The sequence below is a fragment of the Duganella sp. AC917 genome, assembly GCF_979258245.1.
Window position 1 is genome coordinate 1184370 of sequence record NZ_OZ409848.1, and the last position, 16468, is coordinate 1200837.

The following is a 16468-nucleotide window of genomic DNA, read 5'->3' on the forward strand; positions in this document are numbered from 1 at the left end:
TTTCCCCCTGCTTACGCTATAGTATCCCTATCGAGTTTTACGGAATAGCTATGGCATCGCGCAGAGAGTTTTTACAGCAGGGCTTGGGGTTGACGGCGGCGGGTTTCCTGTCCGTGCCGTTGATAGGGTGTGCATCGGACAACGCGGCGCGCAAAACCGCCGCCAGCGCGGCCGCCAAGCCGGCAACGGCGCGCGTTGCGGTTCCGGCCGTGGTAACGCAGGCGCGGCCGGCCGCCAGCATGGCGTCGGCATCGTCGCAGTCGGCACCATCGGGACTGGGCTCGGGCGAGATCGAACCACCGCCGGACATCTTCGACGCCCAGCTGCTGGACATGGAGTTCTGGCTCAAGCCGCGCACCATCGAGGTGTACCGTCCCGCCAGCAACGAGCGCGCCAAGCTGCTGTACTGGCGCGACGGCGAGATCATCGAATCGGCCTACCAGGACTTGTGCCACCTGCTGCGCGACGTCAACGGCAAGGAAACCGCGCGCATCGACCCCAAACTGTTTGAAACCTTATGGGGCACCCAGGCGTTCGTGCAGCGCTACGGCATCGATACGCCGCTGGAGATCCTGTCGGGCTACCGCACCTCGGCGTCGAACAACAAGCTGCGCGAGGCCGGCGTGCCTGCCGCCCGCCAGTCCCTGCACATCGAGGGCCGCGCCGCCGACATCCGCATCGCCAACCTGAACGCCGAAGTGCTCGGCGGCCTGGTCAAGAGCTTCCGCCAGGGCGGCGTCGGCTTCTACTACCGCGCCGGCCCGCGCGGCGGCTGGATCCACGCCGATACCGGCCTCAAACGCACCTGGAAGGGCTGACGCCTACTCGTAATGGTAGGAATGGTAGGCTGTCGGCTTCAGATTGGCCTGCCGTTCCTCATCGATGGCGCGCGGATTCACCGGGCGCTCCCACCAGATCCGCCAGCCAAGCTCCTGGTCGCGTTTGACCTCGGGATGCTCGCGCATGAAGCCGTTGAGAAACTGGCCGTAGTCGGACACATAGTCTTTGCGGCGGGGGGCGAACAGAGATTTGAATTTCATCGTCAATTCCTCCTATCGAGTAAACTGGCGGCTTGGCCAGTCAATGGGATGAGTATGCAAGATAATAACGAGCCGCCGCGTTTCAAGCCGGTGCCGTGGCAGGGGCTCGAAAGCCCGGCCGATGTCGAACTGTGGATCGAGGAACATAACCTCAGCCTGCAGCAACATATCGGCAAGAACGAAGCCGGTTACGGTGTCTGCTTCACGCTGGCCGAAGGCGGCGAGATTTATATGCAGACCACACAGGACGGCGCGCTGATTTTGGATGTTACGCCGGAAGCCCAATGGGTGGCGCCCCTTATCATGGCGGCGGCGCGCACCGACGAGGCGCCGCAGGGCTCGCTGTGGGTGCTGCCGGACGATAAGCTGGTACAGTTGATGATCGGGCTCAGCGGTTTAATCGCCACCTCGATCCTGGTCGTGGGCCACAATTTCGGCCTGCGTCGTCGTATGGGCGCCTGGTAGCGCCTGCCACTATAAGGAATTCCATGCAGATATCCGGTTTCGGTGTTGTATCCGCCATCCACGCTGGGCGCCGTCCGGCGCTGCGATCGCTGGCCTTGACCTTGTTGTTGACGGCCGGCCTGGCCACGGGATGGGCGCCGGCCACTGCCTCGGCGGCGGACCTGCTGGCCACCGTCAAGGCGCGCGGCACGCTGAAGGTGGCGCTCGAGGGAACCTATCCGCCGTTTAATTACAAGGACCAGAAGACCGGACAGCTGGCCGGTTACGACGTCGACGTCGCGCGCCTGCTGGCGACCAGGCTAGGCTTGAAGGTGGAGTTCGTCAGCAGCGAGTGGGCGAGCATTCTGGCCGGACTGTCAGCCAATAAATACGACGTGATCGTTTCGCAGGTCGGCATCAATCCCAAGCGCGAGCAGGCGTTCGACTTTTCCACGCCGTACATTTATTCGATTCCGCAGCTGATCGTGCGCAAGGACGACAAGGCCGCCTACACGTCGCTGGCCGATCTGAAGGGCAAGAAACTGGGCGTGGGACAGGGCAGCGTCTACGAGCAGCAAGCCCGGGCGGTGCCCGGCATCGACGTGCGCAGCTATGCGGCCGCGCCCGACACCATGTCGGACCTGGCCAGCGGCCGGATCGACGCCGCGCTCAACGACAGTCTGATGTCGGCCTATTTGTTGAAGATCTCCAAGTTGCCGATCAAGGCCGGCGCGCGGGTCGGCGCGGTCGAGCGCATGGGCATTCCCTTCCACAAGGGCAATCCCGAGTTCAAAGCCGCGCTTAACAAGGCGCTTGCCGACGCCGCCGCCGACGGCAGCCTGACGGCGATTTCGGTCAAATGGTTCGGTATTGACGTCAGCAAGGCGCCCTGAGCATGGATTGGCAGGGCGTGCTGGAGCTGAAGGCGCTGCTGGTGGAGGCGGCGCCGGTCATGTTGCGCGGCGCCGGCTACACGGTGATCTTCGCGCTGGCCTCGATGCTGGGCGGCTTGTTGATCGGCTTCCCGGTGGCGGTGATGCGCATCCTGCCGTATCGCTTGCTGCGCTGGCCGGCCACCGTGTATGTCAGCCTGATGCGCGGCACGCCGCTGCTGGTGCAAATGTTCGTCATCTACTACGGGCTGCCCAGCGTCGGCATCGAATTCACCCCGGTGACGGCCGGCATCCTGGCGCTGAGTCTGAACTCGGGAGCGTTCCTGTCCGAAAGCCTGCGCGGCGCCATCGGCGCGGTCAGCAAGGGGCAATGGGCGGCCAGCTACAGTCTCGGGCTCGGTTACTGGACCACCTTGCGCCACGTTGTGTTGCCGCAGGCACTACGAATCGCGGTGCCGGCGATGAGCAACACCTTGATCAGCCTGATCAAGGACACCTCGCTGGTATCGGTCATCACCATGACCGAACTGATGCTCTCGACCAAGGAAGTGATCGCGACGACGTTCCGGCCGCTGCCGCTGTATCTGGCCGCCGCGCTGATCTACTGGGCGCTCAGCCTGCTGTTTGAGGCGCTGCAACGACGCGCGGAACAACGTTTGAACCGTGCACATCGCTAACTTCCCGTGTTTTCTCGACATCCCCACGCGTAAATGCTAGTCTAGTTTCATGCCGCCGTGGGCAGCGCCGATGTCGGCATGCGCTGCGCCGACGTTGCGGCCGGGTCCGCCGTCGTCGTATGAGCCCGTGTAGAAATGGTGGACCCGACCCCGGAGTTGGGGCGATGCAAAGGGAGGGTATGGAGAAGCAAATGTCCAGTACCAAGGCGGCCCCGGTGCCCTATGGGGCCGGGATGGCAACTATCGGCGAGCCCGGCGAGGCCAATCTGGCGGCCGCTGTCGCCGGGACCGGCCAGGCCGTGGCCGAGACGTCCTATTTCAACGATATCTATCTGCTGGCGCCGGTCGGCTATTTCGTGCTCGGCCCCGATACCGCCATCCTGCAACTGAATGTGGTCGGGGCGGACCTGCTGGGCTTGTCCCGGTCCAATGCCGAGCAGACCCCTTTCCGCCAGTTCATCGCGCCGCGCTTTTACGAGGACTTCGACCGCTTTGTGCGGCACGCTCTCGACAGTGTCCAGCCGGAACAGTGCGACCTGCAGATGGTGCGCGCGCGCAACCAGCAGGGTTTTCCGGTGACCTTGCGCGCCAGCGCCGACGCCGGCGGCGCAGCGCTGCGCGTGGTGGTCGAGCCGGCCGAGGGCAAGAGCGCCGCGCTCGAGCGCAGCGAGGAGCGTTTCCGCCGCATCGTCCATTGTGCCGAGGAGGGCATCTGGGAAATCGACGCCAGCGCCCGCACCAGCTTTGTCAATCCTAAAATGGCGCTCATGCTCGGCTACACCATCGAGGAAATGCTGGACCAGCCGCTGGTGGCGTTCATGGACGACGAGGGCCGCGCCATCCTCGAGCGCAATATCGCGCGGCGCCAGCGCGGCGTGGCCGAGCGCCACGAGTTCAAGTTCCTGCGCAAGGACCGCGCCGAGCTGTGGGTGACCCTGGCCACCAACCCCATCTTCGACGGCGACGGCGGCTACCTGGGCGCGCTGGCGCTGGTGAGCGATATCACGGCCACCCGCGCTTCGACCGAACTGATCTGGCAGCAGGCCAACTTCGACAGCTTGACCGCCTTGCCCAACCGCCACATGTTCCATGACCGGCTGCAGCAGGAAGTCAAGAAGGCGCGCCGCGAGGGCGTACTGCTGGGCTTGCTGTTTATCGACCTCGACGGCTTCAAGCTGGTCAACGATACGCTGGGCCACGAGCAGGGCGACGTGCTGCTGGTCGAGGCGGCGCACCGCATCGGCGCCTGCGTGCGCACCTCCGATACGGTGGCGCGGCTGGGCGGCGACGAGTTCACCGTGATCTTGACCGGACTGGAGCAAATCAGCGCCATCGAGCGCATCACGCAGACCATCCTGGCGCGCCTGAACCGGCCGTTCACCCTGGGCATGGCCCACCCGTCGGTGTCGGCCAGCATCGGCATCTCGGTGTTTCCTGCCGACGCCAACACGCCCGAGGCGCTGCTGCGCAACGCCGACCAGGCCATGTACGCGGCCAAGCAGGGCGGGCGCAACCGCTACAGCTATTTCACGCCAGAACTGCAAAAGGCGGCGCAGGCGCGCCAGCAGGTCACCGTCGATTTGCGCTCGGCGCTGTCGGGCCGGCAGTTCGAGTTGCATTATCAGCCCATCGTCAACCTGCGCAGCGGCCGGATCGAGCGCGCCGAGGCGCTGCTGCGCTGGCGCCATCCGCAGCGCGAGCTGCTGGCGCCGGCCGAGTTCCTGCAGTTCGCCGAGTCGGGCGGGCTGATGATGGAGATCGGCGACTGGGTGTTCCGCCAGGCGGCCAAACAGGCCCGCCAGTGGCAGGACGAGCTCGGCGCGGGCTTCCTCGTCGGCATCAACCAGTCGACCGCGCAGTTTCGCGGCGACACCGCGCTGTATGTGGGCTGGCTCGACTACGCGGCCGAGCTGGGACTGTCGCCGCGCAGCCTGATTATCGAGATTACCGAGGGCGTGCTGCTCGACGGCGCGGCCCAGGTCGGCGACCGCCTGCGCGAGCTGCGCGAGATGGGCTTGCAGGTGGCGCTGGACAACTTCGGCACCGGCTATTCGTCGCTGGCCCACCTCAAGCATTTCGGCATCGACCTGCTCAAGCTCGACCACAGCTTCATCCAGCACCTGGCCAGCGACAGCGGCGACCTGGCCATGTGCGAGGCGCTGATACTGATGGCCCACAAACTGGGGCTGCGGGTGGTGGCGGAGGGTGTCGAGACGGTGGCGCAGAGCAATCTGCTGGAGCTGGCCGGCTGCGATTTCGCGCAGGGCTATGTGTACGCGCAACCGATGCCGGCCGACGCGTTCAGCGCGCTGGCGCGGCAGGGCTTGCCGAGGTTGCAGTGAAGGTCAGCGCAAACTGAGCAGCGACACCACGCGCTCGCGGCTGATGCCGGCCAACGCCGACGTGATCGACAGCAACGACTGGTAGCCGGGCTGTTTCGCGGTCTTCACGAAGTTCTGCGCGACCTGCTCCATGCCGTCGGTGGTGCCGGCCGGCACCGTGTTCTTGACCCGCGCGGCGGCCTGGTTGAGCGCCGTCTGCACCGAGGCGATCGAACGTTCGACCTGCGCCAGCGCCTGCAACACTTGCTGCAACGTGGTGCGGATCGATTCCACATCGGCGGTTTGCCAATTGTCCGGATCGACCGCCGGCGCCTGCGCCTCGGCCTTGACGCGGTTCAGCTGGCCGGTGGGGAAGCGCTGGCCGCCGCCTTGCACGGCGATGGTGTCGCGCAGGTTGGCCCATTGCGATTCGGGCACGGTGAATTCGAGCTGGCCGTCCTCGCCCAAGGTTGTGCGCACGCCGCTCGGCGCCAGCGCGGTGTCGAAGCGCTGGGCGATCTGCTGATCGGTCAGGCCCGGTTCCAGCACCACCGAACTGAGGTTCTGTCCGCCCAGCGAGATGGCCAGCACTTCGCGCCCGCCCGGACGCAGGTTGGTCAGGTTCATGCCACGCACGTTGAAGCGCGTGTTGGTGGTCTGGTTGCTGAAGTTGAGCTGGGCGTCGAGCGTGCCGCCGGACGCCTGCGAACGGGTGCGCCAGCTGTTGCTGAACTGGCGCACGCGCGCCTCCAGCGTGCCATCGGCGCGTTGGCGGCTGGCCAGGCGCGCGCTGAGGTCGGCCTTGAGGCTGCGCAACTGTCCGGCGCTCTGTTCGAGGAAGTCGAGGGCTTGCTGGGCGCCGGAGATCTCGCCCTGCAGCGGCTGGTCCATATTGGTCAGGCCGCGACGCAACGGCGCCGCCGAGGTCGGCGTCGGATTGACCGGGGTGGACGTGGCCGCGTTCTCGCCGTTCAGCCCGAGCGCGGTGCCGTCCACCGCGCTGGCATTGCCGGCGCCGCCGGGGACAATGACGGTGGGGGTGGGTTGGGGCGAGATTTGCATACGCTAGCGTGACGACGTGGTTACAGGATGCTGAACAACGACAGGTTGCTCACCTTGGAATACGCCTTGTATGACGCTTCCAGCGATAAATTATACCCTGACAACTCGGTGGCGGCCTCCGCATAGTCGAGTTGCCCCAGGTCCAGGATCGCGGTTTTGTTCGACAGGCTGACGTTGGCGTGGTTGTCGTCGAGCGTGTTCATGATGTTCTGGGCACCGCCCAGTTGGGCGACCTTGCCGGCCAACATGTCGAGCGTCGCGGTGGCGCTGTCCATGTTGTCGGTCAGCGCGGTGCGCACCGTGGCGCTGCCGGCCAACATCGCCGGATCGGACAGCGCGTCGATCGTGGCGCTCAGCTTGGTCAGCAGGTCCTGCAGGCCGTCGACGTTGACATTGACGGTCTGGGTGATGCCGTTGCCGATGACGGTCTTTTGCTGCCCCTGGTTGCCCATGTAGGCGTACGTCACGGGTGGGCCGGGCGTGGCCTGCAGCGGCTCGGTGTTGGTTTCGGTGCCGGAAAAGATGTAACGGCCTTCCTGGTCCTTCTGGTTGGCGGTGTAGAGCAGGCTGTCGCGCAACGCGGTCAGCGAGGTGACGGTCGCCTTCAGGTCGGCCGTCGAGTTGCTGCCGTCCGCAGCCTGCACCAGCAGGTCGTTAAGCGAGGTGATGTCGCGCGTCATGCTGCTCAGATATTCTTCGTTGCTGGCCAGGCGGATCTTGCTGGCGGCGATGTTCTCGCGGTACTGGCCAACGATGGCCTCCTCGCGCGTGAGGCGCGAGATGCGCACGGCGCCGATCGGATCGTCCGACGGCACCATGATGCGGTTGCCGGCGGCCATTTGCTCGGTCAGCCTGGAGACCCAGCTCTGATTTTCCTGCAGGCCACGGTTCATGGTGGCCTGGTATTGACTTGAGGCGATACGCATGACGTTTCCTTAGTTAAACATTTGCAAGGTGGCGTCGAACAGGTTGTTCGCCACCGAAATGACCTTCATATTGGCCTGGTACATGTTCTGGAACTCGATCAGATTGATCGCCTCCTCGTCGCGGTTGACCGCGCTGGTGGATTTCCAGTCGTCTTCGGACTGCTGACGGATGGTGGTGGCGGTCTTGAGCAGCGCCTGGTTTTGCTGGCTTTCGACGGCCAGCTTGCCGACCACCTGGGTGTCGGCGTCGTTGAGCAGCACGCTGCCCAGGCCGGTCAACACGATCGGCTGGCTCTTGATGTCGATCAGCACCTGCAAGTTGCTGCTGTTGCCCGGGGTGCCGTCGTTGGAGAAGGCCAGACCTGCCGCCGTGATGGTCGGATCGATGCCCAGCAGGCCGGTGGCGCTGGAGGGGTTAAACACGAACAGGTCGGTGCCGTTCACGCCGGGCGCGGTAAAGCCGAGTTTTAGCTGGTCGTTGACCATTTTCGACATCTTCTCGGCGATCTCGGAGATCGACAGCTGGAGCGGCTCGAGAGTGTTTTTCAGGAAATCGCCCAGGCCGCCCAGCTGGCCGCCGACTTTGCTGTCGTCGAGCTTGAAAGTGGTGTTGGCGAACGTCAGTTCCAGGTTTTGGGTACCCGACAAGGTGTTGAAACCCAGCTTGGCCGCCATGTCGGTGACCACCAGCGGCTGGCCGGTCTTGAGCGAAACGCTGACACTGCCATCGGGATTGTTGAGCACTTCCACCGCCACCTGCGCCGACAGACCGTCGATCAGCTGTTCGCGCTGGTCGATCAGGCCGGAGGTGCTGGTGCCGGCGGAACCGACCTGGATGATCTGCTTGTTCAGCGCGGCGATGCCGGCCAGCGATTCGTTGATCGAGGGCAGCATCGTGGTGCGCTGCTGGTCGAGCGAGACGCGCTGGGTCGCCGTCAGGTTGTAAATGCTGTTGATCTGTTGCGACATCGAGTCGGCCATCGTGATGACCTGCTGGCGCAGCGGCGTTGAGGTCGGGTCGACGGCGGCGGCGTTGAGCGCCTTGAAGAAGTTGTCGACGCCGTAGCTGATGCTGGACGTCTTGTCGGCCATCACCTTTTCCAGCTGCGTCAGGTAGGGCTGGACCTGCGAGCGCTGGCCCAGGTCCGAATTGGCGCGCCACATCTGCTGCGATTTGTACGAGTCGCTAAAACGCAGCAACGCGCCGACCTGCACGCCGTTGCCGGGGCTGTTGACACCGGGGTCGGAACCGATCGACTGCAACAGCACGCCCTGGCGGGTGTAGCCCTTGGTCTGCGAATTGGCGATGTTCTGGCTGACGGTGTTGATGGCGGCTTGGGCGGCCAGGGCGCCCGACAGTGCGTTGTAAGAGATGCTCATGGTGCGGGGTCTTTCCTGGTGAAGGCCGAAGGAGCGGTCGCTTGCAGCGCTAAGCTACCGCGAGCGCTCCGTTATCAGTACAAGGCGACAGCTAACCGGCCAGGATTAAGCGATGCACGCATAAAATTTCCATCCGGGAAGTTTTCCCGGCTCAGGCCGCAGGCGCCGCGCCCTCCGGCGCGTCTGCGGCGGCCGGGGTGGCCGACCTGGCGGCCGTTTTCGGCGCGGGCGGCGCCACCACCGGGGCTGCTGCCGGCAACAGTTGGCGCAGGATGACGTCGGCCACGCCAAACGCGCGGCGGCCGGCCATCTGGTCGGCCACCAGGTTGTCGGCCATGTCCAGCATGTCCTGGTTGACCTTGTTTTTGAAGACGCTGTCTTCGGCGGACAGCTCGCGCGTGCCCGAGCGCATCTGGTGCAGCATGTGGCTGATAAAGAAACTCTCGAACTTGACGGCGGCCTCGGTCACCTTGGCGCGGTAGGCCGGGTCGACCGTGTCGCCCGGCTGGGCCGCCACCGGCGCCACGTGCACGTCGCTGAGCTTGTCGGCGACGCCGAGCCGCAGCTTGCTGGGATCGAAGGGGGCTGGGATGCTCATGAACGCTCCTTGCATGCGATGAGATGACGGTCAGATAACGACCAGTTCGCCTTCGATGGCGCCGGCGTTGTCGAGCGCCTGCAGGATCGCCATGATGTCGTCGGGCGAGGCGCCCAGGCTGTTGATGACGTCGATGATGCCCTGCAGCTTGGCGCCGGCCGGCCAGTTGAACATGCGGCCCGAGCCCTGGTCGACGCTGACCTGCGATTGCGGCGTGGCCACGGTGTTGCCGGCGGCCAGCGCGTTCGGCTGGCTGACCTTGGTGCTTTCGGAGATCACCACCTTGAGCGAGCCGTGCGTGACGGCGGCCGCGCGCACGCGCAGGCCCTCGGCGATGACCACGGTGCCGGTGCGGGAGTTGAACACCACTTTCGGGGAATCGTCGCCGACGTCGATCGACAGCGCCTCGAGCTTGGCCATGAAGGCGATGCGCTGGGTCGGGTTGGCCGGGGCGACAACGTCGACGCTGGTGGCGTCGCTGGCGGTGGCGATGTCGCCGAAGCGCTTGTTGATCGAATCGACAATATTAATCGCGGTCTGGAAGTGCGGATGGCGCAGAGACAGGCGCACGCTCGGCTTGGTGGCGAAATCGCTGGCGATCTCGCGTTCGATCGCCGCGCCGCTCGGAATGCGGCCCGAGGTCGGGGTGTTGACCGTCACCGACGAGCCGCTCTTGCCCTGGGCGCTGAAGCCGCCGACCACGACGTTGCCCTGGGCCAGTGCGTAGACTTCATTGTCGGCCGCGCGCAGCGGGGTCAGCAGCAGGGCGCCGCCGCGCAGGCTTTTGGCGTCGCCCATCGACGACACCACCACATCGATGTTCTGGCCCTTGCGGTAGCCGGGCGGGAACACCGCCGAGACCATCACGGTGGCGACGTTTTTCGATTTGGCGTCGGTGCCGTCCGGTACCTTGACGCCGAACTGCTTGAGCATGTTGATGACCGACTGGCTGGCGAACTTGACCTGGGTCGAGTCGCCGCTGCCGTTCAGTCCAACCACCAGGCCGTAGCCGACCAGCGGATTGTCACGCATGCCTTCGACGGCGACCAGGTTGCGCAGCACTTGCGCGGCCTGCGCCGGCACCGTCGCGGTCAGCGTGAGGCACAGCGCCAGGGGCAGGGCCAAAAGTCGGTGCAACTTGCGGAAGTTCATGATGTTCAATCCAAAAAATTTTACAACTAAGCAACTTAAAACGGCCGGTATTAAAACGGCATATACGGACCGGTGAAGAAGCGCGACAGCCAGCCGGCCGATTGCGTATCGGCCAGGGTGCCCTGCGCCGAATAGGCGATGCGGGCGTTGGCGATGCGCAGCGACGACACCTGGTTGTTGGCGTCGATGTCGGCCGCGCGCAGGTAGCCGCGCAAGCGGACGAATTCCTCGCCCTGGTTCAGGGTCAGCGTTTTTTCGCCGGAAACGCGCAGCAGGCCGTTCGGCAGCACTTCCTGCACGATCACGGTGATGGCGCCGGTCAAAGCGTTTTGCTGGGTGCTGGTGGCGTCGCCGGCGAAGTTGCTCGACGAGCCCAGGCCGATCGACGCCTTGGGGAACACCTTGCCCAGCAGGCTGGGGGCGTTGATGTTGTTGTCCGAATCCTTGGAATAGCTGGTGCCGGCCTTTTTGCTCGCCTGCGTGGTTTCCTGCAGGCTCACGGTGACGACGTCGCCGACGCGGAAGGCGCGGCTGTCGGAAGTCAGCGACAGGCCCAGGTCGGCGCTGTAGACGCCGCCCGAGCTGCCCTTCGGTCCCATCACGCGGTTGACGGTGGGCGCGTCGTCGGACGGTCCGGGACGCACCGGCGGCGGTTGGATCGCGGCACACCCGGCCAGCAGCGAGGCCGCGACCACCAGTGCCAGGGTGTGCAAAGCGGCTTTCATCAGCGTGCCGCCTGCGCCAGGTATTGCAGCATATTGTCGGCGGCCGACAGCACCTTGGTGTTCATTTCGTAGGTGCGCTGGGCGGCGATCATGTCGACCATTTCCTCGACCACCTGCACGTTCGAGCCTTCCAGGGTGCCTTGCTTGAGCTTGCCCCACTGGGCGGTGCCCGGCGCGCCTTCGGTCGGCGTGCCGCTCGAGGCGGTTTCGGCGAACAGGTTCTCGCCCAGCGCCATCAGGCCGGTCGGGTTGATGAAGCTCGTCAGCGTCAACTGGCCGAGCTGGCTCGGGGTGGCGGTGCCGGCGATGGTGGCCGAGACGGTGCCGTCCTCGCCGATGGTCAGCGCGGTGGCGGTCGGCGGCACGGTGATTTGTGGAATCAGCGGCAGGCCATGGGCGTTGACCAGGATGCCGTTGGCGTCGACCTGCAACTGGCCGGCGCGGGTGTAGGCGGTCTCGCCGTTGGGCTGGCGCACGGCCATGAAACCGTTGCCCATGACGGCGACGTCGAGGTCGCGGCCCGTGGTTTGCAGGCTGCCGTTGGTGAACACCTTCTGGGTGCCGACCATGTGCACGCCGTTACCGAGCTGCACGCCCGACGGCGCCAGCGTGTTGTTGTCGGCCACTTGCGCGCCCGGCTGCTGTTCGATCGAGTAGAACAGGTCTTCGAACACCACGCGGTCGCGCTTGAAGCCGACGGTGTTGGCGTTGGCGAGGTTGTTGGCGATGGCTTGCAGTTTCTGGTCTTGCGCTTGCACGCCGGTCTTGCTGATCCACATTGCTGGATTCATGAATTGCTCCTGATAATGGTATGGGGATCAGCTTAGCCGCTGATCAGGCGGTTACCGGTTTCGGCCATCGAGTCACTGGCCTTGAATAATTTCATCTGGATTTCAAACGTGCGGTTCAGGCTCATGGTGGCCACCATTTCCTCCACCGCCGAGACATTGCTGCCCTCGAGGTGGCCGGCGCGTATCACCACGGTCGCGTCGGTGGCCAGCGGCACGCCGTCGCGGGTGATCAGCAGGCCCGCTTCGTTCTTGGTCAGCTCGGACGCCTCGGCCTTGACCAGGCGCAGCTTGTCGACCGTTTGCATGACCGTCGTGCCCGGATTCTGGATCGAGATGGTGCCGTCGGTGCCGATGTCGATCTTGCTGTACTCGGGCAGGGTGATCGGGCCGCCTTCGCCCAGCACCACGTTGCCGTTGATGCGCAGCGTGCCGTTCTCGTCGAGCGCCATGTTGCCGGCGCGGGTGTAAGCCTCGCCGGTCGGGCCGTCGACGGCCAGGAAGCCGACGCCGGAGACGGCGACGTCGAGCTCGCGGCCGGTGGCCTTGAGCGTGCCCTGGCGGGTCGACACCGAGTTCGCCTGCAACTGCGACATGTGGCGGTCGTCGTAGCCGTAGCCCTGGACGGTTTGCGCCGTGGCCAGTTCCATATTGGCGCGGAAGCCGCCGGTGTCGATGTTGGCCAGGTTGTTGGCCCGCACCTGTTGTCCGCGCAGGGCCCGTTCGGCCCCGCTTACCGCTGTGTAAAGCAACGCGTCCATGGCTCAGTCGTTCCTTAGATCGCTTGCATCAGCGATTGCAGCATCGTGCTCTCGGTCTGGATGACCTTCGAGTTGGCCTGGTAGTTGCGCTGCGAGGTCATCAGACCGACCAGTTCGGACGTGATGTCGACGTTGGACTGCTCCAGCGACGAAGTGTTGATGTTGCCGCCCTGGCCCACGCCCGGGGCATTGACCAGCGGCGTGCCGGAATCGACCGACTCGATCCAGCTGGTGCCGTCGATGGCCTGCAGCGAGCCCTCGTCCGGGAAGGTGGCGATCGCCAGGCGGCCGACGGCTTGCTTCTGGCCGTTGTTGTAGCTGGCGATGACGGAGCCGTCGGTGCCCAGCGCGATGCCGGTGAAGGTGCCGGCCGCGTAGCCGTCGGCGGAGTTGGCGCTGGTGGTGGCCTCGCCGGCGAAGCCGGTGGTGCCCTTGTAATCGAGGTCAATCGAGTTATATTTGCCGCCGTTGTCGGCCGTCAGCGTCGACAAGTTCAGTGCGATGACGCCGGTGGCCGGTGTGGTCAACTGGCCGGTAGTGGTGTCGAACGCCAACGCTCCGGTGCCTACCTCGGTCCCGTCGAGCACATAATGGACGTCAACGCCGCTGGGACTGGCATTGCGGCTGAAATACTGGGTCAACGTATGCTTGCCGCCGAGCGTGTCGTAGAGCACGGACGCCTTGGACATGTTAAAGGTCGACGGGTCTGCCGGGGCGGCCGGGGTGACGCCTGGCGCCGCCGGCCAAGTGCTGGTAGGCGCGGCCCAGTCGGCCGACATGTTGCCGACGTAGTCGATGTTTTTCGATGCCACGGCCGGGATCGAACCGGTCGGGATCGGCACGTCGCCGAGCGCGCCGAGCGTGTTGGTGCCTTGCTTGATCGGGTAGCCCTGCACCTTGCGGCCGGTGGCGTCGACCAGGAAGCCATCTTTGGAGGCGTCGAAAATGCCGACGCGGGTGTATTCGGTCTGGCCCGAGTTCTGGTCCTTGGTGACAAAGAAGCCGCGGCCGTTGATCGAGGCGTCGAGCGCGCGGCCGGTGTTGAGCACGCCGCCCTGTTTGCTGATGCTTTGCGTGGTCGAACCGATCATGACGCCGGTCTGGACGTCGCCCGACACCAGCGACGAGAAGTTGGCGCGCGACGATTTGTAGCCGTAGGTGCCGGCGTTGGCGATGTTCTGGCTGGTGCTGTTCAGCGATTCGTTGATAGCCTGGATGCCAGACAATGCGATATCGAAACTCATGATGGAGTCCTTCCTAAGTAAAGATTATTGAATGGCAGAGGCGGATTTGCCGTTGAAGGCGGTAATCGAGGTCGGCGCGATCTCGCCGATGTTGCTGACGTTGAGCACCACGCCGCCGGCGGCCGACAGGCGCACGCTGTTCAGGCGGCCCTGGACGTCGACCGGCGGGGATTCCTTGGAGCTGGTTTCGACCGACAGCTTGTAGGTGCCCTCTGGAATCTTCATTCCGGCCGTATCGATCGTGAACGGTACCGTGCCGGCCGCTTGCGTGCCCAGCTTGACCGAATATTTGGTACCGTCGTCGGCGGTCAGCACGACGCTGGTCGCGGTGCTCGAGGCCGCCAGCGTGGTCTGGCCCGTGACGGCGGTCTTGCCATCGATCTTGATGCTGCCGGTTTCGGCCATGACGTCCGAGCCGACCTGGGCGCCCAGCGAGATCACTTGCATGCTTTGCAGCACGCTCGAATTGGCGCTGGTGAGCGAGGACAGGTTCTGCAACGCCTCGGTCTGCGACAGCTGGGTCAGCTGCTGGACGAACTGCGACGGATCGGTCGGCGACAGCGGGTCCTGGTTCTGGATCTGCGCCACCAGCAATTTGGTGAACATGTCCGAGGAGGCGCTGGCGGCGTTGCCGGTGACGCTGGTACCGGCATTGCCGGCGCTGGCGCTGCTGTTGTTGAGGAGACTGACTGCCATGGCTTAACCTTCAGCGAGTTTGAGGAGGGATTGCTGCATGCCGCGGATACGGCCCAGGACTTCGACATTGGTTTCGAAGGCGCGCGAGGCCGACATCATGTCGGCCATCTCCGCTACTTCGTTGACGTTGGGGTAGAACACCATGCCCTCGGCGTTGGCCATCGGATGGCCCGGCTCGTAGACCTTGCGCAGCGGCTCGGCCGACTCGACCACGTCGATCACCTGCACCTTGCCGCCGGCCTGCATGTCGCCGTCGAAGCTGTCGCTCATGACGGTCGAGAACACCGGCTTGCGGGCGCGGTAGGTGTCGGCTTCGTTGCCGTTGACCGAATCGGCGTTGGCCAGGTTGCTGGCGATGGTATTGAGGCGCACGCTCTGGGCCGACATGGCCGACCCTGCGATCTCGGAAATATTTTTAAAGGACATGGGTTACTCCGTGGTTGATGCGGGCGAGGTTGCGGTCCACTGCGGCAGCCGTTACGGCGTGCTCACTGGCCATTGATGGCCTTGGCGATGCCGCGCAGGCGCATCGTCACGAACGTCAGGCTGGTCTGGAAGTCTGAGGCGTTTTGCGAAAACGCCGCCTGCTCGACGCCGATCTCGACGGTGTTGCCGTCGCGGGTCGGGTGGTAGGGCACGCGGTACATCGAGGCGGCACCGTCGTCGCCGCCGATGTCGCCGGCCGCCTCGGCCTGGGTGTTGGCCAGGGTCGCGGCAAAATCCATGTCGCGCGCCTGGAAGCCCGGTGTATTCTCGTTGGCCAGGTTGGTGGCCAGGATGCGGGTACGTTCGGCGCGCAGTTGCAGCGCGTCGGCGTGGACCCCTGCCGCTTCCTTGAAGTTGATGCCCATAGTCTTCCCCTGTCCAAAATCAGCCTGCGTTGCTAAAAAACGGTGTTGCATGAGTGCAAAACGTTACTGCCAATGTAAAATGATGGCACAGCGGTTTAACTACCATCGCTCTCCGCATCATAGTAGAGGTATTGCCCATGTTCAACAAAAGTATTGTAACTGGTTTAGGTGGAATGTTGCTGCTTAGCACAACAATTTTTAACACTTTTGCCGCCTCCAGCCCCACAAACGCCGAGCAGGTACCGGTTTTGGTGGAGGCTGCGGCCCGTCAACATGTGTTGCGCTGGGCAGACAGTAGCGGATTGATAGAGCCTAAATTCGAGTTGAATGTGTTGCGCGGCAGCCGGCCGCTGGCCGCGTGCGCGCAGGCCGTCACGGTCGAGGCGGTCGATACCCGCACGCCGGGGCGCATGAAGTTCGCCGCGCTGTGCGCCAGCGGCGCGGGCGCGCCGGGCTGGCGCTACGAGTTCGTGGTGCGCGCCCAGCTGTCGGCGCGCATCGCCGTCGCCGCCAACGACGTGCCGGCCGGCAAAGTGATTGCCGATGAGGACGTGTTGCTTGAGCGCCACGATATTTCCAGTATCACCGATCCGATCTCCGATCCGCAGGACGTGGTGGGCATGAGCGGCAAGCGCGCCTTGCGCGGCGGCGAGGTGCTGCGCATGGCGCTGTTGGCCTCGCCGACCCTGGTCAAGCGCGGGGAGGCGGTGCGCATTGTCGCGCGCAACGAGCAGGTCGAGGTCAGCATGGCCGGCGAGGCGCTCGACGCTGGCGCGCGCGGCTCGCTGGTGCGGGTGCGCAACGCCAACGGCACCGTCATCCGCGCCAAGGTAAGCGGCCCCGGCACCGTGCAACCGGCCGACATGCCGGTGACGATCAAGCCCTAGGTTGGGTCATGTGCTTCAGCTGA

The 16468-nt window shown here is 64.8% G+C and carries 19 protein-coding genes; 6 read left to right on the plus strand and 13 right to left on the minus strand.

The window, feature by feature from the left end; all coding sequences use genetic code 11:
* Nucleotides 1-50: 50 nt before the first annotated feature.
* Nucleotides 51-818, plus strand: coding sequence for a YcbK family protein (locus ACZ0BA_RS05270; RefSeq protein ID WP_463450280.1), 768 nt, complete (start codon nucleotides 51-53; stop codon nucleotides 816-818).
* A gap of 3 nt (nucleotides 819-821) precedes the next feature.
* Here the strand turns inward: ACZ0BA_RS05270 and ACZ0BA_RS05275 are convergent, their stop codons facing one another.
* On the minus strand, nucleotides 822-1040 hold the full coding sequence (locus tag ACZ0BA_RS05275; RefSeq protein ID WP_463450281.1) for a DUF3460 family protein: 219 nt from the start codon (nucleotides 1038-1040) through the stop codon (nucleotides 822-824).
* A 54-nt stretch (nucleotides 1041-1094) separates the two neighbouring features.
* On the opposite strand from ACZ0BA_RS05275, the gene ACZ0BA_RS05280 reads away from it, so the two are divergent.
* The 4 genes from ACZ0BA_RS05280 to ACZ0BA_RS05295 all read left to right on the plus strand — a co-directional run bounded on the left by ACZ0BA_RS05280 (nucleotide 1095) and on the right by ACZ0BA_RS05295 (nucleotide 5396).
* Entirely contained in the window at nucleotides 1095-1505 is a 411-nt protein-coding gene (locus ACZ0BA_RS05280; protein ID WP_463450282.1) for a hypothetical protein, read from the plus strand.
* Between the two features lie 23 nt (nucleotides 1506-1528).
* Nucleotides 1529-2377, plus strand: a complete 849-nt coding sequence (locus ACZ0BA_RS05285) for a transporter substrate-binding domain-containing protein (protein WP_463450283.1) — start codon at nucleotides 1529-1531, stop codon at nucleotides 2375-2377.
* Between the two features lie 2 nt (nucleotides 2378-2379).
* Nucleotides 2380-3054 (plus strand): amino acid ABC transporter permease, encoded by a 675-nt coding sequence (locus ACZ0BA_RS05290; RefSeq protein ID WP_463450284.1) that lies wholly within the window; start codon nucleotides 2380-2382, stop codon nucleotides 3052-3054.
* A gap of 191 nt (nucleotides 3055-3245) precedes the next feature.
* A complete protein-coding gene (locus ACZ0BA_RS05295) occupies nucleotides 3246-5396 on the plus strand; it encodes a putative bifunctional diguanylate cyclase/phosphodiesterase (protein WP_463450285.1) in 2151 nt (716 codons plus the stop codon).
* 3 nt (nucleotides 5397-5399) lie between these two features.
* Here the strand turns inward: ACZ0BA_RS05295 and ACZ0BA_RS05300 are convergent, their stop codons facing one another.
* The 12 genes from ACZ0BA_RS05300 to flgB all read right to left on the minus strand — a co-directional run bounded on the left by ACZ0BA_RS05300 (nucleotide 5400) and on the right by flgB (nucleotide 15558).
* Entirely contained in the window at nucleotides 5400-6437 is a 1038-nt protein-coding gene (locus ACZ0BA_RS05300; protein WP_463450286.1) for a hypothetical protein, read from the minus strand.
* A 20-nt stretch (nucleotides 6438-6457) separates the two neighbouring features.
* A complete protein-coding gene (gene flgL, locus ACZ0BA_RS05305) occupies nucleotides 6458-7363 on the minus strand; it encodes a flagellar hook-associated protein FlgL (RefSeq protein WP_463450287.1) in 906 nt (301 codons plus the stop codon).
* A 9-nt stretch (nucleotides 7364-7372) separates the two neighbouring features.
* A complete protein-coding gene (flgK, locus tag ACZ0BA_RS05310) occupies nucleotides 7373-8743 on the minus strand; it encodes a flagellar hook-associated protein FlgK (RefSeq protein ID WP_463450288.1) in 1371 nt (456 codons plus the stop codon).
* Between the two features lie 151 nt (nucleotides 8744-8894).
* Nucleotides 8895-9341, minus strand: coding sequence for a rod-binding protein (locus ACZ0BA_RS05315; protein WP_463450289.1), 447 nt, complete (start codon nucleotides 9339-9341; stop codon nucleotides 8895-8897).
* A gap of 30 nt (nucleotides 9342-9371) precedes the next feature.
* Nucleotides 9372-10493: a flagellar basal body P-ring protein FlgI gene (locus ACZ0BA_RS05320; RefSeq protein WP_463450290.1), complete on the minus strand. Its 1122-nt coding sequence runs from the start codon at nucleotides 10491-10493 to the stop codon at nucleotides 9372-9374.
* Nucleotides 10494-10543: 50 nt separating this feature from the next.
* Nucleotides 10544-11218: a flagellar basal body L-ring protein FlgH gene (flgH, locus tag ACZ0BA_RS05325; protein ID WP_463450291.1), complete on the minus strand. Its 675-nt coding sequence runs from the start codon at nucleotides 11216-11218 to the stop codon at nucleotides 10544-10546.
* A complete protein-coding gene (gene flgG, locus ACZ0BA_RS05330; RefSeq protein WP_177196627.1) occupies nucleotides 11218-12009 on the minus strand; it encodes a flagellar basal-body rod protein FlgG in 792 nt (263 codons plus the stop codon). The genes flgH and flgG overlap by 1 nt, the downstream gene beginning before the upstream one ends.
* A gap of 32 nt (nucleotides 12010-12041) precedes the next feature.
* Entirely contained in the window at nucleotides 12042-12767 is a 726-nt protein-coding gene (locus tag ACZ0BA_RS05335; protein WP_463450292.1) for a flagellar basal body rod protein FlgF, read from the minus strand.
* Between the two features lie 14 nt (nucleotides 12768-12781).
* A complete protein-coding gene (locus ACZ0BA_RS05340; RefSeq protein WP_463450293.1) occupies nucleotides 12782-14011 on the minus strand; it encodes a flagellar hook protein FlgE in 1230 nt (409 codons plus the stop codon).
* 24 nt (nucleotides 14012-14035) lie between these two features.
* The gene (locus tag ACZ0BA_RS05345; protein WP_463450294.1) at nucleotides 14036-14707 is read right to left on the minus strand and encodes a flagellar hook capping FlgD N-terminal domain-containing protein; all 672 of its coding nucleotides are present in this window, start codon (nucleotides 14705-14707) and stop codon (nucleotides 14036-14038) included.
* A gap of 3 nt (nucleotides 14708-14710) precedes the next feature.
* Nucleotides 14711-15133: a flagellar basal body rod protein FlgC gene (gene flgC / locus ACZ0BA_RS05350; RefSeq protein WP_463450295.1), complete on the minus strand. Its 423-nt coding sequence runs from the start codon at nucleotides 15131-15133 to the stop codon at nucleotides 14711-14713.
* Between the two features lie 62 nt (nucleotides 15134-15195).
* Nucleotides 15196-15558: a flagellar basal body rod protein FlgB gene (gene flgB / locus ACZ0BA_RS05355; RefSeq protein ID WP_463450296.1), complete on the minus strand. Its 363-nt coding sequence runs from the start codon at nucleotides 15556-15558 to the stop codon at nucleotides 15196-15198.
* A 302-nt stretch (nucleotides 15559-15860) separates the two neighbouring features.
* Between flgB and flgA the strand changes: the two genes are divergently transcribed.
* Entirely contained in the window at nucleotides 15861-16445 is a 585-nt protein-coding gene (gene flgA / locus ACZ0BA_RS05360) for a flagellar basal body P-ring formation chaperone FlgA (protein WP_463450297.1), read from the plus strand.
* Nucleotides 16446-16468: the final 23 nt, after the last annotated feature.

What these genes read in the sequence shown, in the direction of transcription:
- flgL (WP_463450287.1), bottom strand. Translation starts at nt 7,363, where the DNA reads ATGCGTATCGCCTCAAGTCAATACCAGGCCACCATGAACCGTGGCCTG.
- ACZ0BA_RS05270 (WP_463450280.1), top strand. Translation starts at nt 51, where the DNA reads ATGGCATCGCGCAGAGAGTTTTTACAGCAGGGCTTGGGGTTGACGGCG.
- ACZ0BA_RS05275 (WP_463450281.1), bottom strand. Translation starts at nt 1,040, where the DNA reads ATGAAATTCAAATCTCTGTTCGCCCCCCGCCGCAAAGACTATGTGTCC.
- flgG (WP_177196627.1), bottom strand. Translation starts at nt 12,009, where the DNA reads ATGAATCCAGCAATGTGGATCAGCAAGACCGGCGTGCAAGCGCAAGAC.
- flgK (WP_463450288.1), bottom strand. Translation starts at nt 8,743, where the DNA reads ATGAGCATCTCTTACAACGCACTGTCGGGCGCCCTGGCCGCCCAAGCC.
- flgB (WP_463450296.1), bottom strand. Translation starts at nt 15,558, where the DNA reads ATGGGCATCAACTTCAAGGAAGCGGCAGGGGTCCACGCCGACGCGCTG.
- ACZ0BA_RS05295 (WP_463450285.1), top strand. Translation starts at nt 3,246, where the DNA reads ATGTCCAGTACCAAGGCGGCCCCGGTGCCCTATGGGGCCGGGATGGCA.
- flgC (WP_463450295.1), bottom strand. Translation starts at nt 15,133, where the DNA reads ATGTCCTTTAAAAATATTTCCGAGATCGCAGGGTCGGCCATGTCGGCC.
- ACZ0BA_RS05285 (WP_463450283.1), top strand. Translation starts at nt 1,529, where the DNA reads ATGCAGATATCCGGTTTCGGTGTTGTATCCGCCATCCACGCTGGGCGC.
- ACZ0BA_RS05300 (WP_463450286.1), bottom strand. Translation starts at nt 6,437, where the DNA reads ATGCAAATCTCGCCCCAACCCACCCCCACCGTCATTGTCCCCGGCGGC.
- ACZ0BA_RS05280 (WP_463450282.1), top strand. Translation starts at nt 1,095, where the DNA reads ATGCAAGATAATAACGAGCCGCCGCGTTTCAAGCCGGTGCCGTGGCAG.
- ACZ0BA_RS05290 (WP_463450284.1), top strand. Translation starts at nt 2,380, where the DNA reads ATGGATTGGCAGGGCGTGCTGGAGCTGAAGGCGCTGCTGGTGGAGGCG.
- ACZ0BA_RS05335 (WP_463450292.1), bottom strand. Translation starts at nt 12,767, where the DNA reads ATGGACGCGTTGCTTTACACAGCGGTAAGCGGGGCCGAACGGGCCCTG.
- ACZ0BA_RS05315 (WP_463450289.1), bottom strand. Translation starts at nt 9,341, where the DNA reads ATGAGCATCCCAGCCCCCTTCGATCCCAGCAAGCTGCGGCTCGGCGTC.
- flgH (WP_463450291.1), bottom strand. Translation starts at nt 11,218, where the DNA reads ATGAAAGCCGCTTTGCACACCCTGGCACTGGTGGTCGCGGCCTCGCTG.
- ACZ0BA_RS05345 (WP_463450294.1), bottom strand. Translation starts at nt 14,707, where the DNA reads ATGGCAGTCAGTCTCCTCAACAACAGCAGCGCCAGCGCCGGCAATGCC.
- ACZ0BA_RS05340 (WP_463450293.1), bottom strand. Translation starts at nt 14,011, where the DNA reads ATGAGTTTCGATATCGCATTGTCTGGCATCCAGGCTATCAACGAATCG.
- ACZ0BA_RS05320 (WP_463450290.1), bottom strand. Translation starts at nt 10,493, where the DNA reads ATGAACTTCCGCAAGTTGCACCGACTTTTGGCCCTGCCCCTGGCGCTG.